We start from the raw sequence: 24,515 nt of genomic DNA on the forward strand, positions 1-24,515 counted from the left end.
TGATTCGCGGTTGACGCAATCCCCGCCCGTCGCTAACGACCGGCCAGGACGGAGACAGCCGGCGGCGCCTGGGCGAAGCGCAGGATCGCTGCATCATCTGCGGCAATCTCCGCGAGGACCGGACCGACCCCGTCGCCCATCAGCCGAGCCATGAGCCCCATGTTCATCGTCGCCAGGTACGTATGGCCGTCCGATTTTTCGAAGACCGAAATCGAACACGGAGCCATGACCGACACATATTTCGTCTCGTCGTTCGAGAAGAGGCGCGTGGCCAGTTCAGGTGAGCACAATTTGATCACAGTCAAACGCCCTGGATCCGGTCGACCATGGGTCAACAGGGACTTCTGAAAGTCGAAGGATTTGGCCACGAGTCAGCCCTGAGCCGTCGCGTTTTTCTCCACGGTCGCCAGCGTGGTTTCGAAATCATAGGGACTCCGCTGTTCATGGATCATCAGTGAGCCCACGGAGCGTGCGGTCAGCAGAATCGCCAGGCCAGCGGTGAGCAAACCCCGAAAGAGACGTGTTGACATCTTCGGATCCTCCGTTTCTGACGCATCTGTTATCAATAATATTAGCTTATTCTAATGTACTTGACGCACGAAAATTCATCTTTGACGGCTGTCGGCATGAGGGGCGATGATCTAGTGCCCGCGCCCGCTCTCAGGGCGGATCGTTCGGCGGTAGCGGCTGAAAGAGTTCGCCAAAATCATCGTTATCGAGCAGGCTCGACCCACCTTGGTCGGGAAGCGTAATTTCGGTTGGAGCGCCGGTCGCGACTGATGTATCGAGTCCCCAACTCACCAGTTGGGGGAAGGCGATGATCAGAACGACCATCAGAATCTGCAGCCCAAGGAAGGGCACCGCCCCCCAGTAGATGTCCGCAGTGCGGATCTGAGGCGGGGCGACCGAGCGCAGATAGAAAAGCGCGAAACCGAAGGGCGGGTGCATGAAGCTGGTCTGCATGTTGACCGCGAGCAGCACCCCGAACCACACCAGATCGATCCCGAAGGCCGCCGCAACCGGCGCCAGCAGCGGCAGGATGATGAAGGCGATCTCGAAGAAGTCGAGAAAAAAGGCCAGCAAAAAGACCAGCAGGTTGACGAAGATCAGAAACCCCAGCGCCCCGCCGGGCAGCCCCGTCAGCAGGTGTTCCACCCACAGATCCCCATCCACGCCCCGGAAGGTGAGGCTGAAGACGCTGGAGCCGATCAGGATAAAGACCACAAAGCTAGTGATCTTGGCCGTAGTCGTCATGGACTGGCGCAGCATGTCCAGCTTCAGCCGGCCTTTCGCGGCGGCCAGCAACATCGCGCCCACCGCGCCCATGGCCCCGCCCTCGGTCGGCGTGGCCCAGCCGATGAAGATGGTCCCCAGTACCAGGAAGATGAGCGCCAGCGGCGGTATCAACGCGATCGCCACCCTCCAGGCCAGCGCGCGACCATGCAGGGTGCGGGCCTCGACCGGCAGGGGCGGCGCGTAGTCGGGCCGCCACAGCGTGATGCCAAACACATAAAGTAGATAAAGCCCGGTGAGCAGCAGACCGGGCAACAGCGCGCCCTTGTACATCTCGCCCACGGAACGCCCGAGCACGTCGGCCATGACGATCAGCACCAGCGACGGCGGGATGATCTGCGCCAGGGTTCCGCTGGCGGCGATGACCCCGGTCGCCAGCGGTTTGTGATAGCCGTAGCGCAGCATGATCGGCAGCGAAATCAACCCCATCGCGATCACCGAGGCGGCCACCACGCCGGTGGTCGCGGCCAGCAGCGCGCCGACGAAGATCACCGCGTAAGCGAGTCCGCCCCGGATACCGCCGAAGATCTGGCCGACCGTATCCAGCAACTCCTCGGCCATGCCGCTGCGTTCCAGCACCAGCCCCATGAAGGTGAAGAAGGGAATCGCGAGCAGGATCTCGTTGCGCATGATGCCGAAGACGCGATCCGGCAGCGCCTGTAACAGGGCCGGGGTGAGCATCCCAAGCTCGATCCCGATCAGGCCGAACAGCATGCCCACGGCGGCGAGCGAGAAGGCGACCGGATAGCCGATCAGCAGAAAGAGCACCAGCGCCGCGAACATGATGGGCGCCAGATTGGCGGCAAGCCAGGCTTCCATGTCAGTGACCTCCCCTGAGGTCCGGGAGCGGACGGTGTCCGGTCAGGGCGGCGATGCCCTTGATGACCTCGGACAGACCCTGCGCGCCGAGCAGGGCGAAGCCGACCGGGATCGCCAGCTTCATCGGCCACCAGAGCAGCCCGCCGGGGTTCATGGACAACTCGTTCTGATGGAAGGAGATCAGGAAATAGCCCCAGGCGTCGACCACGATCAACACACAGACCGGCAGCAGGAAGAGCAGTCCGCCCAGAATGTCGATCCCCACCCGCCAGCGCGGCGGCAGGCGGCCATAGAGGATATCCACCCGCACATGACCCTGTTCCTGGAGCGTCCAGGGGGCGCACAGCAGAAACACCAGCCCGAACAGAAACCACTGCGCCTCGATCATGGCGTTCGAGCCCCAGTCCAGCAGATACCGCAGGGTCGCGGTCAGTGCGCTGAGCAGCACGGCGGCGAGGATCAGCCAGACGGTGGCACGCCCAAGTCGGCGATTGAAGGTATCGATGATGGCCGAGAGGCACAGCAGCGTTTCCATTCGGAAGCCTCGCAACGGGATCGTTAGACCGACCGTCCACCCCAAGGCAGCATCCGCTCCAGCGACCCGTCGCGGCGGACGTACTGATGCCACAGCGCGGCGGCCACATGGAGGCCGACCAGGCAGTAGAGGAAGATCTCCATGGGTTCGCCGTGAAAAATGTGCATGGCGTCGTTGATCCAGGGCGATTCGCCGATGATCGAGGGGAGCGGGGTGCCGAAGAACTCGGCCACGCGGCCCTTGGAAACGACCCGCAGGTAGCCAAACATCGGGATCAGCAGCGTGGCGAGATTGAGCGCCAGATGGGCCAGCCTGGCGGCGACGAGCGTCCACCGGGGTGCATCGATCGGCGTCGGTTGCGGACTGATCCGGGCCCAGAGAATGCGTGCGATCGTCACCAGGAACAGCAGGATGCCAAGCGAGATGTGCAGTTTGATCGACGAGACACGGAGGTCGGAGGGATCGGGCGCGCCTTGATGCAGGGTATTGGTGACGATGAGACCGATGATCAGTGCCGCTACCAGCCAGTGAAAAAGCTGGGACAGCAGGTTGTAACGTTGCAGGGCGGGATTCTGATTCATGACAGATGGATTTTCCGTGATTTGAAAGGGCCTTTATGCTCGCACAGAACGCGGCGGAACAGGGAGACCGATGACGGCCTCCCCGCAAAATTATCGAGCGGTGGCTTGCTCGCCAGGGCGCCATGGCAGATAGTGGCGGTCTGACGTTGGCGAACGGATCCATCGAAACCATGCGCGCACTCTTGCCCCCGCAACCGGCTGGAGCACCACCGGAAGAGACGAGACATGCCGGCAATCCGCCCCGGTCACCGCGCACCGCCGCACAGAACGATCGCGCCCGCCCCAAACCCGCCGGGCACAAGCATATCAAGCGGGCGGCGCGGGCGCGCTTGCCGAGATCCAAGCGCGCCCCGCCGGGCCTGGCCGCCGGCATCGAATACCATGAGCTGATCCAGACCCCGCCCGACCATCCGGCACGGGTCTTCTGCACCGATTACAACCCGGAGCAGATCCAGTCCCAGGAGGTCACCGACATCGCCGCCTTCCTCGCCGTCCACCGCCCGTCGTGGTCGCAGGTGCGTTGGATTCATGTCGAGGGGTTGCAGGATCAGGGCGTCATCCGCGCCATCGCCGAAAAATACCAACTGCATCCCCTGGCCATCGAAGATGTCCTCCATGCCGGCCATCGCCCGAAGCTGGAGGATTTTCCCGCCATCGGCGAACTGCCGGGGCGACTGTTCGTCATCGCGCGCAGCGTCCGCTTGACCGATGATCATCAGATGCTTGCCGAGCAGATCGGTTGCTTCCTTGGCCGCAACACGCTATTGAGCTTCCAACAGAACTCCAGCCCGGCCATCGAGCAGATTCAGCGTCGGCTCGACAATCCTCTCTCGCGCGTGCGCCAGCATGACGCCAGCTTCCTTCTCTACGCCCTGATCGACGCCCTGGTCGACGGCTTCTTCCCCGTGCTCGATGCAAGTTCCGAGCGTCTGGAGGCAGCCGAGGAGGATGTGCTGACCAAGCCTCGGATGCAGAGTCTGCACGCCATGCATCTCATCAAGCGGGATCTGGTCATGATCCGTCGCGCCGCCTGGCCGATGCGCGAGCTGGTGTCCCAGCTTCAGCGCGAGCGTCACGAGTGTCTCTCCGAGATCGCCCAGACCTATTTCCGCGATGTCCAGGACCACTGCGTCCAGATCATCGACCTGATCGAGACCTACCGCGAGATCGCCAGCGCGGTGACCGAAACCTATGTCTCGGTGATGTCCAACCGCACCAACGACATCATGAAGGTACTGACCATCATCGGAACGATCTTCATCCCGCTGACCTTCCTGGCCGGCGTCTATGGAATGAACATGCCGATCCCCGAGAATGCCTGGCGGTTCAGCTACCCGGTTTTTTGGGCGGTGTGCCTGGCCATTGCCGGGTTCATGCTGTGGCGCTTCCGGCGTGGCGGCTGGCTTTAGGCGATTTTTGCGAAAGATCTTACCCGTAGGAGCCCGCTTGCGGGCGACGTGACACGCCAAAATGCCTTCCGTGTGCCCCGCCTGTCGCCCGCAAGCGGGCTACTACGGGGTTTAACGCTTGGTCAAGTCATTCCGGAAGGGTTGTGGTTCAGTTCGGATTACTGACGTGTACGCAAGCGAATCCTAAACCGCAGCCGTTCTACGGGCAGTGACGTTGCTCGGCTGTCTCACTATTCTGCATCTCCCCTTTCTGGACGACGAGCGCGGCAGCAAGACCCGAATCGTCGTCACCTTCGAACTGACAAAAGAAGTTCCTGGTATTTCCGACGTTCGTGAAAGAGATTTTGAAACCTTCCCCCACGATGAGAGCGGTCTCGGCAGACTTCTTTACAACGGCGGCTGTGCCGTTGTTGTTCGCCCGAAACAACGTCGCTCGCACAAACTCGACGCGGCTGCCACCATTTACAACAGTGCAGAGGATCTGCGATCCGGGGACCGCTGGCAGAGGCGCCGTAGAAAAAATGTCGTCCGCATAGGCGTTGGAAACCATCGACAACAAGGCGGCGCTAGCGGCGGTTGCAAGTAAGTGCTTGTTCATTGCGCCACTCTCTCCCATCTACCGTGACGAATCCGAAAAAAATGATGCGTCCTTGTATCTGACGACGCCCTTCATTATTTAAAGCGATTAACGTGCCAATTTTCGAAAACAATAAAATCAATTGCTTCTATCGGCAGGCGATCCCGGCCCAGGGCCGATGTGTCACATCGGTGATACGCGGTGGAATGCCTTGGTGTTTCAAAAGCACGAAATCCGTGCTGAATCTATTGAAAGAAAGAAATTTTTTGTGCTGTCCACCAGGCACGCGGAGTCTTGATTTCCGTACCCTGAGCGCGACGAAAAGCCTTCTCGAAGCGTCTCGATCACCCCGGAATCACCGCTTCACGTTTGTCCAAGCACCCATGAATCCTGCATGCCATGGCTCTTAACCATTTAAATTAAAAGAGATAATTTCATACACTCACGGCCATGATCCGGCACTGAGACTCGGGAAAAAACCGAACTGTTCATTTTTGTGACACTTTTGCAAAACAGTCACACGGATGGGACAGTGTTGCGTCTTGAGAATCTCCATATCCAGCGAAGCCTTCCGGCGCCGGATTCAGGATGATCCGACCAAACCGCCTCCAGGGCGAAAGCTCCGGTTTCGACCATCCACCGCCTCGCGGTCAATTCAGGGCAAGTGGCGGGAGGCGGTTCGGAAGAGTTGTGAAGATCACAAGGAGCGAAAAAAGAGGGAGAGCGCGATGGGGATGTTTGGCCACGAAATGGCTGAAGCGCTGTCAGCGCTCAAGCGGGAACGCTGCGATAGCCATCGAACGCGATAACCGGACAAGGGGCTGGTTTCAAACCCGCCCCAACGGCTATATGAGCCGGTGCTGGGCATGGAGAGTCGACGGTGGTGATTTGCGTGGGGCGATGATCGATGGGGCTAAAACGACGATCTGCTTCATGGTCTTCGTGCTCGCCGAGTAGGCGAGCACGAAGACCAATCGGTAACAATTAAATCGCCTATGAACTAAGATTTTAGCTTTTACTACTGGCTTCAGGCTTCGTTTTTATTGGGGTCAATTTTCTATACAGCGTCTTAGACCGAACCCGTTCTCAGGGTAACCGCTTACTGCCCTGCGGATGCAGTGACTTCGTCAAACTCCCCCGCCTTGTAATCGTCGATGAGGACTCTTGAAGCGTTGACCACGCTCGGCGATGCATCTTGTTCGAAGAGTTCTTGCACCACAGGGAAGGCCTTCTTCCCATGGTAATACACCAGAATTTGCACGGCCAACTCTCGAATTTCCTCGCTGCTATCGTATCGCGCCGTCTCTGCTAGCCATTCAAAGGTCGCATTTTTGTTGCGGACATCTTTGTTCAAGGCTTCATCATGTATCTCTCTGAGCGCGCGCAGGGAAGAGAGACGCACGCTTTCGTCTGCATCGCGCAGCGTATTTCCAAAGGTATCGATCGCTTCCGCCACCTGTTCTCTTGTGACTGGCTCATTTGGTTTCGGGGCATAGATCTGCTCGGACAAATAGTAAACGGCCACGTCACGAACCTCTGCCTCCGGATGCGTCAGCGCCTCTTGCCGCAATGTGGCTGCTGACGCTTTGGCGAGCCCTGCCAAATAGGACTCAAGATTTTCGTCAACCCGATCCAGCCCCTCTTCAACTCGCCCCTGATCAACGACTGCCTCCGTGCGCTGAGTCTCGGGAGAAGCCGCATTCGCAGGCGATGCAGTTGGCTCCTTGACGGTGATGTCGCGGCTTTGCACCGTCGTGACCTTATTTGACAGGCCGCTGGTCTCAGGGACGACCACTCCGGCTTCAGGCGACACCGCCCCGATCTCGGGTTCCGTCGGTTTCTGCCACATCACCGCGATGATAACGCCCGCGACCACGAAGAGCGGGAGAATAGACCACGCCCAAACGATTTTGCCCTTCGATCCGCCATTTTTCGTCATGTTTCCGAAAGCTCCTGATTGGGGTTTGGCAACGCCCCGTCATAGCGCAAGAAATAAAAGGGGCACGCTTACGCGCGCCCCAACTTAGACGGTAGCGTTCGGATTACCTACGTGTACGCAAGCGAATCCTGAACTGCAGCCTTTCTAAGGATTGCCGTCACGTTGCTCGGCCGTCTCACTATTCTGTTCGGTGCCTTTCTGGATGACGATCGCGGCAGCAACATCCGGATCGCCGTCACCGGTAAACACACAATAGAAGTTCTGTTTTGCTCCATTGTGCGTGTGAGTGATTTTGAAACCTTCCCCCTCGACGAGGGCGGTATAGGCCGATTTCTTGACAGTGGCGGAGGTGCCATCGTTATTCACCTTAAACAGCTCCGCTGTCACTCCCTCAAAGCTGCTGTCCGCATTGACAACAGTGCATTGGATCTCGGCCCCAGGGACCGCCGGCAGATGCGCCGTATGGAAAATATCTTCCCCCTGCTGCGCATAGGCATTAGAACCCATCGACAACAAGGCGGCACTAGCGGCGGCTACGAGTAATTGCTTGTTCATTGCGTCATTCTCCTAGTCAGGTTAAAAGTGAAATGTTAACGGCACACGGGAGGCGGGAGGAGTTCGACTTCTCTGTCTTCCCACTTCTTCGCTTCTTCGCGTACTTCGTTCTACGCTCTATTAATCCATCAATACCACGCTCCTTAATACCGCGCGTGGAGTTTGCCGCGAACACTGCTTTTAATAGCGTTCCATGTGCTCATCATTGAATCTAGACCATGAAAAACAGCTCGTCAAGTTATTGAAGACCCGTATTCAATGAGTCATAAAAGATTCATCGATCAGGCATGAAAGTCCTTTTTCTCATTGGATAGAGACCCGTGCCGAGTTCTACGTCGCTACCCCTTTTCACCGCAAATTAACGGTCAATACTGGCATCCAGCCTGTTCGTGTCAGATGCGGTGATAAGGAAGATAGTTGATAGGCAACTCGTTTGCTATGCGTATGAATACTCAGAGGTGCGGTTTCGATCAATTTTTCTTAAATAACGATCAGGGAAAGTACTCAGTCGAGTCTATTGAGGCGATCTTTATTCTGGGGGAAAATACTCAATCGTATCTATTGGGACGATCTTCATTTTGCTGACTTTCCTGGCCGGCGTCTATAGAATGAACATGCGATCCCTGAGAATGCACGGCGGCTCAGCTAGGCGAGCTTTTGGGTGGTTTGCCTGGCCATCGCCGGGCTCATGCCGTGGCGCTTCCGGCGCGGCGGCTGGCTTTCTTTAAGGCGATTTCCGGGAATCAGTTTGTAGTTTGTAGGGGCGACTTAAGTCGCCCCTTGTATGCCCCTACACGGGTCAGTCCTTTTCCGGAAATCACCTAACGACCTGAGACTGGCGAGTGCGCCCCGGCGATGTCAGGATCAATTTCAGCTTCAGTAACAGGAGATCGATCCCGCATGGCCACCCCTGCCGCATCCGCCCACTCTCGCAACCAGGGCGTGGATTTTCTCCGCGCCATCTGCATCCTCTATATCGTCGGCTACTGGCATCTGATCCCCTACACGACGGCCCTGCCGGGTTACGCCAACTGGTTCACCGAGGGGCTGAAATACGCCGCGCTGGCGACTTTCGTCTTTTGCTCCGGTTATCTGCTTGGGCGCCATGCGATCACGCTCGATCCGCGCGGGCTCTGGTCCTTCTACCGCCGCCGTCTGCTACGCATCTATCCGCTGTATCTGCTGGCCCTGATCCTCTTTGGCGTGTTCGGCATCGCCAGTCAGACGCAGGTCGTCGAGGGCGCCCTGCTGATCTCGATGTTCAGTCCGCCGGCGATGCCGACCCTGTGGTTCGTCACCATGATCATGGTGTTCTATCTGATCGCGCCCCCGCTTATTCGCTTCGCGCATCGACCCGCGCTCGCCGTCCTCATTGGCGGCGGGCTGCTGGTGGCGCTGGTTGGCTGGCACCAATGGATCAGGCACCTCGACCTGCGCATCCTCCTGTATCTGCCGGTCTTCGTGCTGGGCATTCTCTATCGGCGCCAGGCGTCTCTCGGCGCGCTGGCGAAACGGTACGACTGGATCCTGCTCGGACTGCTGATCCTGCTGCTCCCGCTAAGCGTGACTGGCAACGAATGGTCGCTCCGGGGCATCTTTCTCCTCATGCCCCTGATCCTGGTCAGCGCCCTGACGCTTTTCGTCTTCGCCGACCGGATCGCCGGTCGGCTCCATGCTCCGACCGTTGCCTTGCTCGCCTATGCGAGCTTCGGCCTCTATCTCTTTCATCGGCTGATCTTCAAGGCGGCGATCGCGGTTTATTTCCCTGAACAGGGCGCGGAGCAGGTTCTGTATCTTCTGTTGGTCGCGCTGCCCATCAGCCTGTTGCTCGGCTACGTCATGCAGCGCGGTTACGATGGACTGGCGGCGCGCTGGATGCCTGACGGGAGATAGGGGCGTTGCGCAGGCGGCGATGGCCGCCTGCCCGGCTTGAGACATCCCCGCCCACGGCGTATCCTCGCCCCCCTCACATCGTGACGCGCGGCGGCTCCCATCCACGCTCCAGCGTTCGCGACCCTCCCGACGGCTTCCCCCGACTCTGGCCCTACTATGGCGTCTTCCATGATTCAGCCCGCCGCCGCTCCGCATTCCTGGCGCGAATCGCTCGTCTCGCTGCGTCATCCCCGCGTGATCTCCATGCTGTTTCTCGGTTTCTCGGCCGGGATTCCGCTGCTTCTGATCTTTTCCTCGCTCTCGCTGTGGCTGCGCGAGGCCGGCATCGAGCGCAACGCGGTGACCTTTTTCAGTTGGGCGGCGCTGGCCTTTTCGTTCAAATTCATTTGGGCGCCCCTGATCGACCGTCTGCCGGTGCCCTTTCTCACCCGCTGGTTCGGTCGGCGCCGGGCCTGGCTGCTGGTCGCCCAGACTTCGATCATCGCCGCCATCCTGTTCATGGCCCTGACCGATCCCTCGACGGGCGTCGACAGCCTGACGCGGATGGCGCTGGCCGCCGTGCTACTCGGCTTTTCGGCGGCGACCCAGGACATCGTGATCGATGCCTACCGGATCGAGTCCGCCGCGCCGCGACTCCAGGCGCTGATGTCGTCCACCTATATCGCCGGTTACCGCATCGGCATGGTGGTGGCGGGCGCCGGCGCGCTCTATCTGGCGGATCTGTTCGGATCGGAGGCTGGCGCGTACAACTACGGGGCGTGGCGGATGACCTATTTCGTCATGGCGAGCACCATGCTGGTCGGGCTGATCACGACCCTGACGATCCGCGAACCCGAGACCGACCGCTCCGCCGATCATCACTATGCCCCCACGGATTATCTGCGTCTGCTGGCGGTCTTCGCCGTCACGGCCGCCACCTTCGCGACGGTCTTTTTCCTGGGCGACGCGCCCTTTACCGGCTTGAAGACCGCCGCGGGCGGCGGCGTCCTGGTCGGCTTTCTGCTGGAGATGCTGCATTTCGCGCTGGCGGTGAGCGCGGGCGTCCTGATCGGCTGGATGCTGGTGAGACTGGGCGCCATCAACCGGGTCATGGCGCGCGAGACCTGGGTCGAGCCCGCGCTGGATTTCTTCCGTCGCTATGGCCTGAAAACCGCGCTCCTGCTGCTGGCACTGATCGGGCTCTATCGCATCTCGGACATCGTGCTCGGGGTCATTTCCAACGTCTTCTATCAGGATCTCGGCTTCACCAAGTCCCAGATCGCGACTGCGGTCAAAACCTTTGGCGTCTTCGTCAGCATCGCCGGCGGACTGCTCGGCGGATTGCTGGCGACCCGCTACGGCGTGATGCGCATCCTGATGGTCGGCGCCATTTTGTCGTCGGCGGCCCAGCTCATCTTCATCGCGCTGGCCAATGCCGGCGCCAATCTGGTGCTCCTGTATATCGCGGTAGGCGCGGACAACCTGGTCGCCGGGCTGGCGAGCGCGGCCTTTGTCGCCTTTCTGTCGAGCCTGACCAGCGTCTCCTTCACCGCCGTGCAATACGCCATTTTCAGCTCGCTCATGACCCTGCTGCCCAAACTGCTGGGCGGCTATTCGGGCACCATCGTCAACGGCATCGGTTATCCGGGGTTCTTCATCTTCACCAGCCTGATCGGCATTCCGGTCATCGGTCTGGTGTGGCTGGCGGGCAAACGTCTGGCGATCGCCGATCAGGCGCGGATGGCGAGCGGTGCGAAAGACTGATTGCGGTTGAGGCTAGCACAAGGGAATTTAATCACCCACCATTGCGCTAGCCGATTGCGTGCGAACCGCGCGAGCGCCTATACTGACCAAGCCGCTCGTCGGCACCGAAGAAAAACGGGCTTCTCGTCTCGCCCCAAGGGATAGACCTTCAGACGATGGGCTCGCAATCCATCCAGACGGCCGTTCGGTCGGATTCGCGGTCTTCGCGGCTCCACGCCTCCGGTGGTTTGAGTCGATAAAAGGTTTATCGCGGAACATGCTTTCCGCAACCCCTCGGGTCAAGACGCGCACTCAGGCCACGGGCCGTGCTGAACTCATTGGCGCGCATTCCTCCGGTCGGCTGCGTTCGACGTGAACGTCTGTCCTTAACGTCTCCATAATCATTCGAGAGTGTAACGACAATGATGAAAGCCATGAAAATTGCCGGTCTTGCAGCGGTCGTCGGTCTGGCCAGTGCCTCCTTTACCGCGAGCGCCTGGTGGGGCGGCCCCGGTGGCTACGGGAACGACGGCCGTGGTTACGGCAACGGCATGATGGACAACATGGGCGACATGTTCGGTGACGGCACCGGCGACTTCAACATGAACATGAGCGGCAGCGGTCGCAGTCAGGGTCGTGGCTACGGTCGCGGCTATGGCCGTGGCGATGGTTATGGCTATGGCAGTGGCGATGGCTACGGCGCGCCTTATGGTTACGGCGCTCCCTATGGCTATGGCGCCCCCTATGGCTACGGCGGTGCTCCTGGCTATGGCGCCCCTTATGGCTATGGCGCACCCTATGGCGCAATGCCTCCGCAGATGCCAGTCCAGCCTCCCCAGGCCGCGCCAGCTCAATAAGACCTTGTCCTTGAGCCGGTTCGTTTAGATGCTCGCGGACACCCCGGAGACGGGGTGTGCCGCTTGCCAGCGGCGAGTGCCTCGCTCGTTTATTGAAATCCGCCAAGATCGCGATCTCTCCGCCCTGCCTCCCCTTTACCGTTGATCAACCTCTGATCGGACCGAATCCCCAACCCGCGATTCGTGTCGGTGTTCTCCGAATCGACATCCAGCATTTGAACGCCTGGCTTGACGCGCAGGACGATTTGCCGCGCCGCCGTTCCCGAACCGAGTGAATATCGGATCTCGTACCCTATTCACGGCATGTTTTACCACTCCGCATGCCGGATCCCGCGTGCACAGAGATGCATTTATCGCGATAATTGATCGAGCATAAAAATGATCGATCAGAATCGAGTCCGCATCGTTGGACTTTCATGCGAAACAACGCGAGGCATTCCATGACCGACAAGCATCTGTACCTGTCCCTGATCCCGCAGGCACTCATCGCGTCCATGTTGAAGCCGGAGGAATTCGGCAGCTATTACGCGGTAGGAACCAAGGTTCATGTGCAGGGCGAGGCGATCTTTTTCGAGGTCGACCCCAAGTTCCGCTCGGATGATTTCCCCTTCCATCTCGTCGACGAACGCTGCGTCCCGAAGCCGGACGGCTCGTCCAAGAACTCGGTCTATCTCTCGATCTACCGGGTGTTGTCGCGGGTTCCGGTCGCCGCGCTCGGCAACCTCTATCTCGTGACGAACGACGGTAAAACGCTAGAGCTGCGACGCGAGGAATACAAACCGCATCCAAACGAGCGGCTCCATCTTTATCAGGAGTTCTGCCCGATCACTCCGATGGTTGCCAGCCGGCTGGAGCCGCATGAATTTTCCGATTTCATCACGAACCCGACCAATCCTGTCCATGTTCCTCGGATCGTTTTCTCCGAGCTGAATCTCGGGGAACTGGCGGACAATCCCGAGCACGGCTCAACCGATGACATCCCCTATTCGAACATCGACCATCTGCGCGACGTTCTCCTCGAACTGACGAACAATCACGGCAAGCCCAGCAAACTGGTGCTGAAGCAGGTCAAGGAGGGCGTGATCTATCGCATGGTGCAAGGCGGCTTCTATGTCGGCGACCAGAACGACTTCGCTTATTATCGCTTCCCCACTCTGGCGGAACTCGAAGACCGGTATCGCGGCTGGTGGCGTTCCGCGCAGGTCACGGGGCTCGAATAAGGCTCGCCCAATAACCGCCAGACACCCGACTGGCGCACTGAATTCATCCTTTCCACCTTGCTTGCACAGGCTGTCACCCAATGAATGAGATTGTCTTTTGGATCGCGCCCATCGCCGCCATCGCGGCGTTGGTTTACGCGTGGGGGTTCTATAAGGAAATGATCCGTCAGGACCAGGGCACCGCGCTGATGCAGGAGATCGGCGGCCATGTCAGCCGTGGCGCCATGGCGTATCTGTGGCAACAGTACAAGATCATGTCCCTGGTCTTCGTGGTGCTGGCGGCGGTGTTTGCCGTGCTGGCCTACCAGTTCCATGTGCAAAGCACCTGGCTGCCGGTCACCTTCCTCTGCGGCGGATTTTTCTCGGCGCTGGCGGGCTATTTCGGGATGCAAACCGCGACCCAGGCATCCACCCGCACCGCCGCCGCCGCCCGCACCTCGCTACCGGACGCGCTACGCATCGCCTTCCGCAGCGGCGCGGTCATGGGTCTGGTCGTGGTCGGGCTGGGACTCGGCAACATCGTGTTCTGGTTCATCCTGGCGAGCCTCCTGATTCCGGCGGGCGATACCGGCGAGACGCACCGCATGGTGCTCATCACCACCACCACCCTGACCTTCGGCATGGGCGCCTCGCTTCAGGCCATGTTCGCCCGCGTGGGCGGCGGCATCTTCACCAAGGCGGCCGATGTCGGCGCGGATCTGGTCGGCAAGGTCGAGAGCGGCATTCCGGAGGACGACCCACGCAACCCGGCGGTGATCGCGGATAACGTTGGCGATAACGTCGGCGATGTCGCCGGCATGGGCGCCGATCTCTTCGAGTCTTACGTCGGCTCCATTCTGGCCGCAAGCGCACTGGGCGCAGCGGCCTATATGAGCGATCCGTCGCTCCAGATGAAGGCGGTGGTCGCGCCCATCATGATCGCCGGGTTGGGCATCCTGCTGTCCATCCTTGGGGTTTATCTGGTCAAGACCGAGGAAGGCGCGAACCAGAAACAACTGCTCGACGCGCTCGGGCGCGGCATCAACAGCAGCGCGGCCATGATCGTCGTCGTCTCGCTGGCGTTTCTATTCCTGCTCGGGATGCCGAACGTCTGGGGGATCTGGGGCGCGGTGATCGCGGGCCTGGTCTCGGGCGTCATTATCGGTCGCTCCACCGAGTATTACACCTCGCCCAGCTACTCGCCGACCCGCCAGATCGCCAATCAGGCCGAAGGCGGCGCGGCGACGCTGGTCATCGCCGGGATCGGCGTCGGCATGCTCTCGACCGCCATCCCGGTGCTGACGGTGGGTGTCGGCACCCTGCTGGCCTTCCTGTTCGCCTCCGGCTTCGATGCCAGTCAGATGAATCAGGGTCTCTATGGCGTGGGTATCGCTGCTGTCGGGATGCTGTCAACCCTGGGGATCACGCTCGCCAGCGACGCCTACGGCCCCATCGCCGACAACGCCGGCGGCAACGCCGAGATGAGCGGTCTGGGGCCAGAGGTTCGCGCCCGTACCGACGCGCTCGATTCGCTCGGCAATACGACGGCTGCGACCGGCAAGGGGTTCGCCATCGGCTCCGCCGCGCTCACCGCGCTCGCGCTGCTGGCGTCCTATGTCGAAGTGGTCCGGATGGAACTCATCAAGGTCGGCACGACGGTGCTGACGCTTGGTCACGGCACGACCGTCCCGACCGATTCGGCAACCCTGACCGATTTCATGACCTATTACAGCGTGAATCTCCTGAATCCCACGGTTCTGGTGGGGGTCATGATCGGCGCCATGGTCGCTTTCGCCTTCAGCGGGATGACCGTGCAGGCGGTGGGACGCGCCGCGCTCTTGATGGTGGAAGAAGTACGTCGACAATTCCGGGAAGATCCGGGCATCCTCAAGGGTACCTCGCAACCGGACTATGAACGCTGCGTCGCGATCTCCACTCTCGGTGCCCAACGCGAAATGGTCGTGCCCGCGCTGATCGCGGTGATTGCCCCGGTCTTAACTGGCCTGCTCCTGGGCGTGGCGGGCGTGATCGGCCTGCTAGTCGGCGGACTCTCCAGCGGCTTCGTGCTGGCGGTGTTTCTCGCCAACTCCGGCGGTGCCTGGGATAACGCCAAGAAACACATCGAGGCGGGTCATCACGGCGGCAAGAACTCGCGCGCGCACCGGGCGGCGGTGATCGGCGACACCATCGGCGACCCCTTCAAGGACACCTCGGGACCGAGCCTGAATATCCTGATCAAGCTGATGAGTATCGTCGCCATCATCATGGCGGGGGTGACGGTGACCTACAGCCTGCTGTAGCGGGCTGACTGGTTGCGAGTCGGGAAAGGGACGCACCTAACCCTCGGGCGCCAAGCGCCCGAGGGGTTTTCATGGCGGGGTTTGATGCGAGCGGTCATGTGACGCATCCCTGCGCCTCGTGGTGTCAATCGACTCAGTGGTGATGATCTTCCAGCGAGCCTTCATGCGCCAGCGGCGTGCCAAGTTCCTCGAACTTGAACAGATAGAAGGCGCGATGCCCATTGTGGTCCAGAACCCGCAGACTGTCGGATTCTCTGAACCCGTTTGTTACCTTTCTGAAGTGGCCGCCATAACGCTCTTCGGCAAGCGCCAGAGGAATCTCATAGGCCATGAACTTCGGGATACCCTTGTTGGCCAGACGTTCCAGCAAGTCTGGATTTTCAAGCGAGTCATACGACGTCAGGATGACGATCGGTCCACTTCCAGTCATTAACATTGCACATTTCATAAGAATCCAAATCCCCCAAGTTTGATGGCCCGCGCGGGCGGGAATGATGGTGGCGATCAACACGTCCAACCGGAATGCCCAATGCGCTCATCGCAAGGCGAACGCAGGGAACGGGCATTTGCGAGCAGGATTTTATCACCGAAAACCGCAGTTTCCAGGTGCAATGACAACGCCGGCGGATCATGGCACCCTGTCGCCTTTCTTTTGTTGGATACGCCCCATGTTTCACCTGTCACAACCGATTCGCGCCATTCCTGTCTGGACGCTAGGCGCATCTGTCTGGGCTTTTTCCGCGGTCGCCGCCGGCGATCCCGAGCCCCCGCCAATCATGCCCGATCCGATCGCCCAGGACCATGCGGGTAGCGCCGGGAAACTGTTCACTGAGAGCTTTTTCCTGACGCTCGGTTTCTCCTTCATGATCGGGCTGGCCATGGGCTTTGCCCTGAAGGTCGCCTTCAAGATTGCGCTGCTCGTCATTGGCCTGATCCTGCTCGGCGTCTTCGGACTCCAGTATGCCGGGCTCGTCGACATCAACTGGTCGGGCGTCGAGGCCCATTACGACGGCTGGATGGCCTGGCTGGGCGCCTTCGCGGGCGTCTTTTTCGCATTCGTCGGAGACAATCTGACCGGCGGGGCCTCCTTTCTGGCGGGACTGGCGCTGGGTCTGAAATATTAGTGCTTCGCTGCTCAAATTCCGAGACCTGAGACGGTTTTGGGATTTTCGCACAGTTGCACTAGCGCCGCTCGGCAAGCAGAATCGCGCGGCACGGCGCGGGCAATCCCTCGACGGTCCGATGCGGATCATTGGGATCGAGATGATCGGGCAGCGATTGGAAACGCATCCAGTCGGTGGACCGCTGCTCCTCGCCTGTCGTGCGACTGACATCGATCACGCGAATCGCCGTGAAGCCGCAGCGACCGAGCCAGACCGAGAGTGCCGCAACGCTGGGAATGAACCAGACATTGCGCATGCTCGCATAGCGCCCCGGCGGCACCAGCACCCGTTCGTCCCCGCCCTCCAGTACCAGCGTCTCCAGCACCAGTTCGCCGCCGGGCCTGAGCAACCGGCACAACTCGCCCAGATGGTCCATGGGCGAGCGGCGATGATAGAGTACGCCCATCGAAAACACCGTCTCGAATCCGGTCAGCCCGCCCGGCAGATCCTCGATTCCAAGCGGCAGCACGGCCAGCGCGTCGTGCGTCAGGTAACGATCGAGCGCCAGGAATTGTGCCACGAACAGCAGGGTCGGATCGATCCCGAGAACCAGCTCGGCACCTGCGCCGAGCATGCGCCAGCCGTGATAGCCGTTACCGCAGCCGACATCGAGCACCCGCCGACCGTCGAGCGGCGCGATGGCGCTAGCGAGCCGATCCCATTTCCAGTCCGAGCGCCATTCGGTGTCGATCCGCACGCCATGGAGGCAATACGGTCCCTTGCGCCAGGGATGCAGACGCATCAGCGCGTCTCGTAACTGCCGTTCGGTCTCGGGGTCAAGCGGATTGTTGGATTGGATGCCGACACAAGCGCGGTCCAGCACTCTCTTTCCGTCCGGCAACGCGGGAAGATCCGAGAGCGCCGCCTCCCAGCTCGCCAGATCGCCATGCGCGCCAGGACCGAGCCGGATCCGCACGGCTTCGGCGAGCGCATCGCCCCAGGGCGCCAGAGGCGTTTGAGCCAGACGCGCGAGAAAGGTTTGGAAATTAAATCGCGTCCCGTCTGACATGCGTCGTTGGTGTCTCGACTCGATCCTGCATGAACCACTTGGCGTCGGTCGTGCCAACTTGACGGATTGCACGCAACGCCGCATGCCCTACGGGACGCGATTTCATCAGGCCCATGCGATCCAGGCGACAAAGTTCAGACTCTGATACCAGCGCGTGAATCCGGCAAAACCGGCGGCGGCCAGTCGCTGCTCGTGGGTCTCGACGCTATCCGGCAGCAGAACCTGTTCCAGCGCCGCGCGTTTACGGCTGATGGCCAGATCGCTATAGCCTTGGGCGCGCTTGAAATCCTCGTGCAGCGCGGTCAGCAAGTCGCCGCCATGATCGTTTGGCACCAGAATCTTTTCGGCCAGGATCAGCACGCCGCCCGGCACCAGACCGGCGCGGATACGCCCGAGCAACTCCAGGCGGCGCTCCGGCGCGACGAACTGAAGGGTCAGATTCAGGACCGCCAGCGAAGCCTGCGCGATCGGCACCGCCTCTACGTCCGCGTGGACTAATTCGACCCGCTCGCGGCCCGGCAAGTCAGCAAGACGCGCGCGCAGACCCGCGATCATCGCGGGCGCATTGTCGATGGCGACGATCCGCACCTCGGGGCCGGTCCGCGCCAGGATCTCGCGGGTGACCGCGCCCAGCGAACAGCCCAGGTCATAACAGCGGGTTCCGGGGCGCGCCACCCGCCGCGCGATGAGTCCGGTGATGCCGATCAATTCTGCATAACCGGGAACCGAGCGGCGCACCATGTCCGGAAACACCCGCGCGACATCGGCATCGAACCGGAACGGGCTGGCCGGTGCGTCGGGGCGGTCGAACAGGTCATCGGATGCGTTGATCTTGATGCATCCTCCGGCTGAAGACCGGAGGATTCCCGGTGCTTTAGCCATTGGACGTCGTCTCCTGAGATTGGCATCCCAATCCGACATTGAGAATATTGATCGCGGCGTTGATGTCGCGATCATGCTTGGCTCCACAGCAGGAGCATTCCCAATGCCTCACTTCAAGCCCCGCCCGACCTTTCGGACTGCTATCGGGAATCGTCCCGCAGCACGAGCAAAAGAAATGGCCGTGATAACGCACCTGACCGTTCTTCCAGACCGCCGACCCGACCTTGAAGGGAATCCAACCAAGTGAGCGGCGACTGCCGCCCGAGCACCGCCAGCGCAGTTTGTTCTTTTTGAACTGCTTGCGCTTCTTGGCGTGTTCGGCGATCACTTCCAGGTAGGTGTGCGAGTGCAGATGCGGCGCCCGTTCGGCACGCATTCCTTGCAGCGACTTTTGCAAGTCGAAGGCGGACGTTTCAAACCGCATCCAGCCGACACCCGGAATCGGCACCGCTGAAAACTCGGCGGACTCCGCGTTCGTGGCATTCCAGACCTGATTGACCTCGAACGCCAGTTGCCGCAACAGCGGTACATGCTGGTCACGGATCCGGACAGAAAGTGTTTTGGTCAGCGTTTCCATTTCGCATAGTATAGAAGGCTTATAACCGAAAATCAAAGGTTGGTCTGCATGGAATTGAAACGCGGTCGGCATTCTGTCTACTTACTCACCGCTCACTTGGTCTTCGTGACCAAGCGGCGCGGCAACGTCTTCGAGGGACGGCACCTGGAATTTCTCAAACCCGTTTTCGAGTCGGTGCTGACCGACTTCGAGAGCGAACTGATCGAGTTTAACGGCGCGTGCGATCATGTTCATTTGCTGGTGTCCTATCCGCCAAAATGGTCGGTTTCTGCACTCGTGAATAGCTTGAAAGGTGTCTCAAGCCGACGGCTGAAACAGGCTTTTCCGGAGGTCGCAACCTTCTGGTCGGTCGCCAAGTCGAAGAACGCGTTGTGGTCCCCAAGCTATTTCGCCAGCAGCACAGGCCGCGCTCCGATTGAGGCGCTGAAAAAATATATCGAGAACCAGAACCGGCCCGCCTGAAGATCCCCGCCCTAAAAGGGCGGGGCTTGTCGTTGAGGTCACAAAACCACCATCGACGCACGGCGAGCGGTTGTTAGAATGGGATCGATTGACTCGCCCACCACGCCCGACGACCCAGGAATGACGACATGAGCACGAGCGCACTCCAGCCAGAAGTCGATGACGATCTCCACGACGATGACACCCGATTCGGGACGGAGACCGAGACGATGCCCCCGATCCCCAACGATATCGATCTCGACGACCCCAGTCTCTATCTCAACCGTGAGCTAACCTGGCTGGCGTTCAATCGCCGGGTGCTCCACGAGGCCGACGATCCGCGCACGCCGCTGCTGGAACGGGTCAAGTTCCTCGCGATCGTCAGCAACAACCTGGACGAGTTTTTCATGAAGCGCATCGGCGGGCTCAAGCAGCAGATTGCCGCCGGCGTGCACACCCCGAGCCTGGACGGACGCACCCCGCTCCAGCAGCTCAAGGAGTGTCAGGCAGCGGCCCGCGTCTTCCAGGCCCAGCAGCAGTGCATCTATGACGTTCTGATGGAGGAACTGGTCGGGCAGGACATCCGCATCACCCATCACGACGAGTTGCCGTCCGATGCGCGCGAACGGCTGCGCGAACATTTCCGCGCCAATATCTTTCCCATGCTCACCCCGCTAGCGATGGATCCGGCGCACCCCTTCCCGTTCATCTCCAACCTGGCGCTGAATCTGTTGGTCACGCTGCGCTTTCCCGGTGGACAGGAAGTCTACATGGCCCGCGTCAAGGTGCCTGTGAGCAAGGACGTGTCCAAACGACTGATCGCGGTCGACGGCAGCCACACCTACGTGACCCTCGAAGACCTTATGGTCAACAATCTGGACATGCTGTTTCCTGGCATGGAAATCGTGTCCTGCGGTCTGTTCCGGGTGACCCGCAACGCCATTGTCGAGCCCGACGCGGAGGCCGCCAACGATCTGCTGGAGATGATCGAAACCGAACTGCGCGAGCGCCATTTCGCGCCCATCGTGCGGCTGGAGGTGCAGCCCGGCATGGAGCCCACCCATCGCGGCATGCTGGCCGCCGAACTGGGTCTGAACGAGGACGAGGACGTGTTCGAGGTGGAGGGCATGATGGCCCTGCGCGATCTGTTCGAGCTGGCCGGGATCGACAAACCGGAACTGCACGATAAGTCACATCGTCCGGTGGATCATCCGCTGCTGGCCAACGATCGGCGCAACATCTTCCATATCGTCCGCGAAAACGGCCCCATCCTGCTCCAGCATCCCTACCAGCCCTTCAGCACCACGGTGGAGCGTTTTCTGCGCACCGCCGCCGAGGATCCCAAGGTGCTGGCGATCAAGATGACCCTCTACCGCACCTCCGCCGGCGCCATCCTGGATTCGCTGATCGAGGCCGCGCGCAACGGTAAGCAGGTCGCTGTGCTGGTCGAACTCAAGGCGCGCTTCGACGAGGCGGCCAACATCGGCTGGGCGCGCCGCCTGGAGGCTGAGGGCATTCATGTCAACTATGGGGTCATGGGACTCAAGACCCATAGCAAACTCATTTTCATCGTGCGCCGCGATTATGCCCAACTACGCCGCTACTACCATATCGGCACCGGCAACTATCACGCGGGCACCGCCAAGCTCTACACGGATCTTGGCATGCTCGGTTGCGACGAGGACATCGGCCAGGATCTGACCGAACTCTTCAACTATCTGACCGGCTACTCGCCGCCGCCGAGCTACCGCAAGATCCTGGCCGCGCCCTACAACCTCAAGCGCGGTATCGTCGACAAAATCAACCGCGAGATCGAGCAGCACAAACGCAACGGCGATGGCCTGATCCAGATGAAGATGAACGCGCTGGAGGATGCCGACATCACCCGCGCGCTCTACAAGGCCAGCCGCGCCGGGGTGCAGGTCGATCTCATCATCCGCGACACCTGCCGCTTCCGTCCCGGACTGCCCGGCATCAGCGAGAAGGCGCGCGTCGTCAGCATCGTCGGGCGTTTTCTGGAGCACGGACGGATCATCTATTTCCGCAACGGCGGCGAGGAGGAGTATTACATCGGCTCCGCGGACATGATGGGCCGCAACCTGGACAGCCGGGTCGAGGTCCATGCCCCGGTGGAGAATCCCGAACTGCGTCAGGAACTCCGTCTGATTCTGGACGTGCAGTTCGCCGACACCCGCTCCGCCTGGGACATGGACGCGGACGGCAACTACACCCAGCGCACCCCCGAGGACGACAGCACCAAGGGAGCACAGGAGACCTTGATCGGGGTGGCCGAAAAACGTCTCGTCGCCGCCGCCAAGCATAAGGAGAAGAAGGTCCGCTCCAAGCTATTGAGCCATTTTCAATGGCGGCTGAGAGACCGGAATCTGACGAGCAGCTAACCGCACCCCGAACATCGGCGTGCGCGGCGATGGAGGCGGCAGGATCCAACGAGCAGCGGGTCTATGCCGCCGCCTTGCACACCAATTCCACACGGATCTCGTCAGCTAAAAGTCAGCAGAATCCCCGCGCTGGCAAGCCGTTCGGCTTCCTGCTCCAACTCCAATTGCGTGAGCGGATGACGGGCAAGCCAATCGTCCGGAAAGCTCAGGGCGAGCCGTTCTCCATCCGCCAGCAGGGTCGGGCTGGGCTTGTTCGCCGCGGAACGCCCGCGATGCAGGAGCGCCGCCAGACGCAGGATCACGCACAGACGGCGGGCGCACGCCTGTTCCGCCTTGGGCAGCGCCGCGAATTCCTGTACCGGAAATTTGCGCCGGTGGCCCAGCACAAGGGCCGCGAGCACCATCTGTTCCTGTCGGGAGAAGCCCGCGAGATCCGCGTTGCGCAGCAGATAGGCGCCATGCTTCTGATATTGACTGTGGGCCACCATGAGGCCGATCTCATGCAGCCGGGCCGCCCAGGAGAGCATGAGCGGATGATCGGGGTCGTTCAGCGCCCAGGGGGTCGCGAGTTGGCGGTAGACCACGAGGGCGGTGGCCTGGACGCGCCGACCATGCACCGGGTCAATCTGAAATTGTCGGCAGAGCGTCGCGACGGTGCGCTCGCGTACATCCTCGTGCTGATGACGCCCCATCATTTCATAAATCACGCCCTCCCGAAGGGCGTAGTCGGAAACTTGCATGTGTTCGATCCCGAGCGCCTCGAAGACCGATCGCAAGACGGCCACGCCGCCCGCGAAGACCGGTTTGCGCTCTTCGGTTAGTCCCTTCAGGGTGATGTTGGAGGTCTTCTCGGCCTCGACCAACGCGCGGCTTAGGCAAGTCAGGGACTCGGCGGAAATGCCGTCATCGCACCAACCCTCGGCGTTGACCACGGCCGCGATCGAGCGGATGGTTCCCGAGCTGCCGACGGCTTTTCGCCAGCCGGCCCGGCGGAACAACTCCCTGACAGGTCTGACTTCCAGGGCGCCCGCCAGTTCCGCCTTCTGCATGGCCTTGGCCGTGATGCGCCCATCCGCGAAATACTTGCGCGAGAGGCTGACGCAGCCCATGTGCAGGCTTTCGCGCAAGCGTGGCGAAAAGCCCTGGCCGACGATGATCTCGGTGCTGCCACCGCCGATATCGACCACCAGCCGACGCTCGGCGCCAGCCGCTAGTCCGTGCGCAACCCCCAGATAGATCAGGCGCGCCTCTTCACGGCCGGCAATGACATCGATGGGATGGCCGAGCGCGGCCTCGGCGCGTTCGACGAAACCCGTATCGGGCCGCAACTGTCTCAGCGTATTGGTCCCGACCGCGCGCACGCTGCCGGCGGGGAAGGCGCGCAGCCGTTGACCGAAGCGCTCCAGGCAGGCCAAGGCGCGCTCGGCGACCTCGGGGGTTAGCGATTTGTCATCGCTCAGTCCTTCGCCGAGACGGACCATCTCCCGGAGCCGGTCGGTGATCCGCATATGACCGTCGTCGAGTTGGGCGACAATCATGTGAAAGCTGTTGGAACCGAGATCGACCGCCGCGACGATTTCGCGCGGCGGGTTGTCGGTTGCCTGGTTGAATGTTTCAGGCATGAGCGGGGGATCCGGCGCCGGGGATGGGTGCGCATGGTAACAGAATCTTGAAAAGGGCGGGGCAAGGGGCAGCTTTACGGATTTCCGCGGTCGTGTCTTGATGCGGGATGGGGCGATCTCGAAAAAATATCTTTCAATTGGCCACATTTTCTGGTATACGCACCGCTGAATGATTGCCTTGTAACACCCTGAGGTATTGGGACATGCTGGACACTGAAAATAGCTACGGACAGGAAGTCAACGAGCGGATTCCGCCGATGACGGCCCAGGAATCGCGCGGTCAGGCGGCGAGCCTGGATATCCGCCGGCGGATCGAGCACATGCGCGAACTCAAGCGTCTGCGCGATCTGCTGGACGATCCGGAGTTCGATGAGTTGAATTAAATCAGCACGCCGTCCGAGTGCGCCAGAGACGCGAGAAATCGAACTCGACATCGATCTCGAACAACGCCTCGCAGCGGGGGCAATTGTCGAGCGCCTCGTCGAGTTGCCGGACCACGCGCATTCCGAGCCGTTGACGGGAGATCCCCGGCAAAGGCGACATGGCCAGCGCCACGCCGTCGATCAATTCCCAGTCGCCTTCCCAATGACGGTAATCATCCAAGGTATAACGCTCGTTCGCTGGCTGGACGTGCATGGCATGCCTCGCGGATGACATGGTTGATCGCGACGTTCGCCGCTCCTGCCCAAGCCGCTTGACGTGGCAGGCCAAGTTTGCGACAGCGAGGATGTTAAGACAATTTC

General features: G+C 60.8%; 25 protein-coding genes. 11 read left to right on the forward strand and 14 right to left on the reverse strand.

What is annotated here, in order from left to right; genetic code table 11:
* Positions 1–32: 32 nt before the first annotated feature.
* The 5 genes from CCR95_RS25590 to CCR95_RS21125 form a co-directional block, all read right to left on the reverse strand.
* A complete protein-coding gene (locus tag CCR95_RS25590) occupies positions 33–368 on the reverse strand; it encodes a DUF302 domain-containing protein (RefSeq protein WP_338115464.1) in 336 nt (111 codons plus the stop codon).
* Between the two features lie 3 nt (positions 369–371).
* Complete coding sequence (locus CCR95_RS25595; protein WP_242523399.1) at positions 372–530, reverse strand: hypothetical protein; 159 nt, start codon at positions 528–530, stop codon at positions 372–374.
* A 130-nt stretch (positions 531–660) separates the two neighbouring features.
* Complete coding sequence (locus tag CCR95_RS21115) at positions 661–2,112, reverse strand: TRAP transporter large permease (RefSeq protein WP_201098173.1); 1,452 nt, start codon at positions 2,110–2,112, stop codon at positions 661–663.
* A 1-nt stretch (position 2,113) separates the two neighbouring features.
* Positions 2,114–2,647, reverse strand: a complete 534-nt coding sequence (locus tag CCR95_RS21120) for a TRAP transporter small permease subunit (RefSeq protein WP_201098174.1) — start codon at positions 2,645–2,647, stop codon at positions 2,114–2,116.
* A gap of 23 nt (positions 2,648–2,670) precedes the next feature.
* Positions 2,671–3,228, reverse strand: coding sequence for a cytochrome b (locus CCR95_RS21125; protein ID WP_201098176.1), 558 nt, complete (start codon positions 3,226–3,228; stop codon positions 2,671–2,673).
* 170 nt (positions 3,229–3,398) lie between these two features.
* Here CCR95_RS21125 and corA point away from each other — a divergent pair, with 170 nt between their 5' ends.
* Positions 3,399–4,637, forward strand: coding sequence for a magnesium/cobalt transporter CorA (corA, locus tag CCR95_RS21130; protein ID WP_242523400.1), 1,239 nt, complete (start codon positions 3,399–3,401; stop codon positions 4,635–4,637).
* Between the two features lie 199 nt (positions 4,638–4,836).
* Here the strand turns inward: corA and CCR95_RS21135 are convergent, their stop codons facing one another.
* The 3 genes from CCR95_RS21135 to CCR95_RS21145 form a co-directional block, all read right to left on the reverse strand.
* A complete protein-coding gene (locus CCR95_RS21135; RefSeq protein ID WP_201098178.1) occupies positions 4,837–5,235 on the reverse strand; it encodes a hypothetical protein in 399 nt (132 codons plus the stop codon).
* A gap of 1,078 nt (positions 5,236–6,313) precedes the next feature.
* The gene (locus CCR95_RS21140; protein ID WP_201098180.1) at positions 6,314–7,153 is read right to left on the reverse strand and encodes a HEAT repeat domain-containing protein; all 840 of its coding nucleotides are present in this window, start codon (positions 7,151–7,153) and stop codon (positions 6,314–6,316) included.
* A gap of 144 nt (positions 7,154–7,297) precedes the next feature.
* Complete coding sequence (locus tag CCR95_RS21145; RefSeq protein WP_201098182.1) at positions 7,298–7,708, reverse strand: hypothetical protein; 411 nt, start codon at positions 7,706–7,708, stop codon at positions 7,298–7,300.
* 900 nt (positions 7,709–8,608) lie between these two features.
* On the opposite strand from CCR95_RS21145, the gene CCR95_RS21150 reads away from it, so the two are divergent.
* The 6 genes from CCR95_RS21150 to CCR95_RS21175 all read left to right on the forward strand — a co-directional run bounded on the left by CCR95_RS21150 (position 8,609) and on the right by CCR95_RS21175 (position 15,679).
* Entirely contained in the window at positions 8,609–9,601 is a 993-nt protein-coding gene (locus CCR95_RS21150; RefSeq protein WP_201098184.1) for an acyltransferase family protein, read from the forward strand.
* A 168-nt stretch (positions 9,602–9,769) separates the two neighbouring features.
* Positions 9,770–11,344 (forward strand): AmpG family muropeptide MFS transporter, encoded by a 1,575-nt coding sequence (locus tag CCR95_RS21155; RefSeq protein WP_201098186.1) that lies wholly within the window; start codon positions 9,770–9,772, stop codon positions 11,342–11,344.
* Between the two features lie 401 nt (positions 11,345–11,745).
* Complete coding sequence (locus tag CCR95_RS21160; RefSeq protein ID WP_201098188.1) at positions 11,746–12,180, forward strand: sulfur globule family protein; 435 nt, start codon at positions 11,746–11,748, stop codon at positions 12,178–12,180.
* Between the two features lie 56 nt (positions 12,181–12,236).
* Positions 12,237–12,455, forward strand: coding sequence for a hypothetical protein (locus tag CCR95_RS21165; RefSeq protein WP_201098190.1), 219 nt, complete (start codon positions 12,237–12,239; stop codon positions 12,453–12,455).
* A gap of 165 nt (positions 12,456–12,620) precedes the next feature.
* The gene (locus tag CCR95_RS21170; protein WP_201098192.1) at positions 12,621–13,400 is read left to right on the forward strand and encodes a hypothetical protein; all 780 of its coding nucleotides are present in this window, start codon (positions 12,621–12,623) and stop codon (positions 13,398–13,400) included.
* 80 nt (positions 13,401–13,480) lie between these two features.
* Positions 13,481–15,679: a sodium-translocating pyrophosphatase gene (locus CCR95_RS21175; protein ID WP_201098194.1), complete on the forward strand. Its 2,199-nt coding sequence runs from the start codon at positions 13,481–13,483 to the stop codon at positions 15,677–15,679.
* 133 nt (positions 15,680–15,812) lie between these two features.
* On the opposite strand, the gene CCR95_RS21180 is transcribed toward CCR95_RS21175, so the two are convergent.
* A complete protein-coding gene (locus tag CCR95_RS21180; protein ID WP_242523401.1) occupies positions 15,813–16,187 on the reverse strand; it encodes a hypothetical protein in 375 nt (124 codons plus the stop codon).
* Between the two features lie 160 nt (positions 16,188–16,347).
* On the opposite strand from CCR95_RS21180, the gene CCR95_RS21185 reads away from it, so the two are divergent.
* Entirely contained in the window at positions 16,348–16,803 is a 456-nt protein-coding gene (locus tag CCR95_RS21185) for an FUN14 domain-containing protein (protein WP_242523402.1), read from the forward strand.
* 58 nt (positions 16,804–16,861) lie between these two features.
* On the opposite strand, the gene cmoB is transcribed toward CCR95_RS21185, so the two are convergent.
* From cmoB to CCR95_RS21200, 3 genes are all read right to left on the reverse strand, one after another.
* A complete protein-coding gene (cmoB, locus tag CCR95_RS21190) occupies positions 16,862–17,851 on the reverse strand; it encodes a tRNA 5-methoxyuridine(34)/uridine 5-oxyacetic acid(34) synthase CmoB (protein ID WP_201098196.1) in 990 nt (329 codons plus the stop codon).
* 105 nt (positions 17,852–17,956) lie between these two features.
* Positions 17,957–18,733, reverse strand: a complete 777-nt coding sequence (gene cmoA, locus CCR95_RS21195) for a carboxy-S-adenosyl-L-methionine synthase CmoA (RefSeq protein WP_207188706.1) — start codon at positions 18,731–18,733, stop codon at positions 17,957–17,959.
* Positions 18,726–19,382, reverse strand: coding sequence for a transposase (locus tag CCR95_RS21200; protein WP_242523403.1), 657 nt, complete (start codon positions 19,380–19,382; stop codon positions 18,726–18,728). Before CCR95_RS21200 ends, cmoA begins: the two co-directional genes overlap by 8 nt.
* Between CCR95_RS21200 and tnpA the strand changes: the two genes are divergently transcribed.
* Together tnpA and ppk1 are read left to right on the forward strand one after the other, a co-directional pair.
* Positions 19,359–19,772, forward strand: coding sequence for an IS200/IS605 family transposase (tnpA, locus tag CCR95_RS21205; protein ID WP_201098198.1), 414 nt, complete (start codon positions 19,359–19,361; stop codon positions 19,770–19,772). The two genes, CCR95_RS21200 and tnpA, sit on opposite strands and share 24 nt — an antisense overlap.
* Positions 19,773–19,900: 128 nt before the next feature.
* Positions 19,901–22,150 carry a polyphosphate kinase 1 gene (ppk1, locus tag CCR95_RS21210; protein WP_201098200.1) on the forward strand — a complete coding sequence of 750 codons (2,250 nt, stop codon included), beginning with the start codon at positions 19,901–19,903 and terminating at the stop codon, positions 22,148–22,150.
* A gap of 101 nt (positions 22,151–22,251) precedes the next feature.
* On the opposite strand, the gene ppx is transcribed toward ppk1, so the two are convergent.
* Positions 22,252–23,772, reverse strand: coding sequence for an exopolyphosphatase (gene ppx, locus CCR95_RS21215; protein WP_201098202.1), 1,521 nt, complete (start codon positions 23,770–23,772; stop codon positions 22,252–22,254).
* Positions 23,773–23,975: 203 nt separating this feature from the next.
* Here ppx and CCR95_RS21220 point away from each other — a divergent pair, with 203 nt between their 5' ends.
* Positions 23,976–24,155 carry a PA3496 family putative envelope integrity protein gene (locus CCR95_RS21220; RefSeq protein WP_201098204.1) on the forward strand — a complete coding sequence of 60 codons (180 nt, stop codon included), beginning with the start codon at positions 23,976–23,978 and terminating at the stop codon, positions 24,153–24,155.
* 1 nt (position 24,156) lies between these two features.
* Here CCR95_RS21220 and CCR95_RS21225 read toward each other — a convergent pair whose 3' ends face one another.
* On the reverse strand, positions 24,157–24,408 hold the full coding sequence (locus CCR95_RS21225) for a PDDEXK family nuclease (protein ID WP_242523404.1): 252 nt from the start codon (positions 24,406–24,408) through the stop codon (positions 24,157–24,159).
* Positions 24,409–24,515: the final 107 nt, after the last annotated feature.

The sequence above is a fragment of the Thiocystis minor genome, assembly GCF_016653465.1.
Classification (GTDB): domain Bacteria; phylum Pseudomonadota; class Gammaproteobacteria; order Chromatiales; family Chromatiaceae; genus Chromatium; species Chromatium minus.

Excerpts from the sequence above, each read along its gene's own strand:
- CCR95_RS21120 (WP_201098174.1), bottom strand. The coding sequence starts at position 2,647 with ATGGAAACGCTGCTGTGCCTCTCGGCCATCATCGATACCTTCAATCGC.
- CCR95_RS21115 (WP_201098173.1), bottom strand. The coding sequence starts at position 2,112 with ATGGAAGCCTGGCTTGCCGCCAATCTGGCGCCCATCATGTTCGCGGCG.
- CCR95_RS21155 (WP_201098186.1), top strand. The coding sequence starts at position 9,770 with ATGATTCAGCCCGCCGCCGCTCCGCATTCCTGGCGCGAATCGCTCGTC.
- ppx (WP_201098202.1), bottom strand. The coding sequence starts at position 23,772 with ATGCCTGAAACATTCAACCAGGCAACCGACAACCCGCCGCGCGAAATC.
- corA (WP_242523400.1), top strand. The coding sequence starts at position 3,399 with ATGCGCGCACTCTTGCCCCCGCAACCGGCTGGAGCACCACCGGAAGAG.
- CCR95_RS21160 (WP_201098188.1), top strand. The coding sequence starts at position 11,746 with ATGATGAAAGCCATGAAAATTGCCGGTCTTGCAGCGGTCGTCGGTCTG.
- CCR95_RS21225 (WP_242523404.1), bottom strand. The coding sequence starts at position 24,408 with ATGCACGTCCAGCCAGCGAACGAGCGTTATACCTTGGATGATTACCGT.
- tnpA (WP_201098198.1), top strand. The coding sequence starts at position 19,359 with ATGGAATTGAAACGCGGTCGGCATTCTGTCTACTTACTCACCGCTCAC.
- CCR95_RS21125 (WP_201098176.1), bottom strand. The coding sequence starts at position 3,228 with ATGAATCAGAATCCCGCCCTGCAACGTTACAACCTGCTGTCCCAGCTT.
- CCR95_RS21140 (WP_201098180.1), bottom strand. The coding sequence starts at position 7,153 with ATGACGAAAAATGGCGGATCGAAGGGCAAAATCGTTTGGGCGTGGTCT.
- CCR95_RS21145 (WP_201098182.1), bottom strand. The coding sequence starts at position 7,708 with ATGAACAAGCAATTACTCGTAGCCGCCGCTAGTGCCGCCTTGTTGTCG.
- CCR95_RS21150 (WP_201098184.1), top strand. The coding sequence starts at position 8,609 with ATGGCCACCCCTGCCGCATCCGCCCACTCTCGCAACCAGGGCGTGGAT.
- cmoA (WP_207188706.1), bottom strand. The coding sequence starts at position 18,733 with ATGGCTAAAGCACCGGGAATCCTCCGGTCTTCAGCCGGAGGATGCATC.
- ppk1 (WP_201098200.1), top strand. The coding sequence starts at position 19,901 with ATGAGCACGAGCGCACTCCAGCCAGAAGTCGATGACGATCTCCACGAC.
- cmoB (WP_201098196.1), bottom strand. The coding sequence starts at position 17,851 with ATGTCAGACGGGACGCGATTTAATTTCCAAACCTTTCTCGCGCGTCTG.
- CCR95_RS21175 (WP_201098194.1), top strand. The coding sequence starts at position 13,481 with ATGAATGAGATTGTCTTTTGGATCGCGCCCATCGCCGCCATCGCGGCG.
- CCR95_RS21135 (WP_201098178.1), bottom strand. The coding sequence starts at position 5,235 with ATGAACAAGCACTTACTTGCAACCGCCGCTAGCGCCGCCTTGTTGTCG.
- CCR95_RS21170 (WP_201098192.1), top strand. The coding sequence starts at position 12,621 with ATGACCGACAAGCATCTGTACCTGTCCCTGATCCCGCAGGCACTCATC.
- CCR95_RS21200 (WP_242523403.1), bottom strand. The coding sequence starts at position 19,382 with ATGCCGACCGCGTTTCAATTCCATGCAGACCAACCTTTGATTTTCGGT.
- CCR95_RS21220 (WP_201098204.1), top strand. The coding sequence starts at position 23,976 with ATGCTGGACACTGAAAATAGCTACGGACAGGAAGTCAACGAGCGGATT.
- CCR95_RS21185 (WP_242523402.1), top strand. The coding sequence starts at position 16,348 with ATGTTTCACCTGTCACAACCGATTCGCGCCATTCCTGTCTGGACGCTA.
- CCR95_RS25595 (WP_242523399.1), bottom strand. The coding sequence starts at position 530 with ATGTCAACACGTCTCTTTCGGGGTTTGCTCACCGCTGGCCTGGCGATT.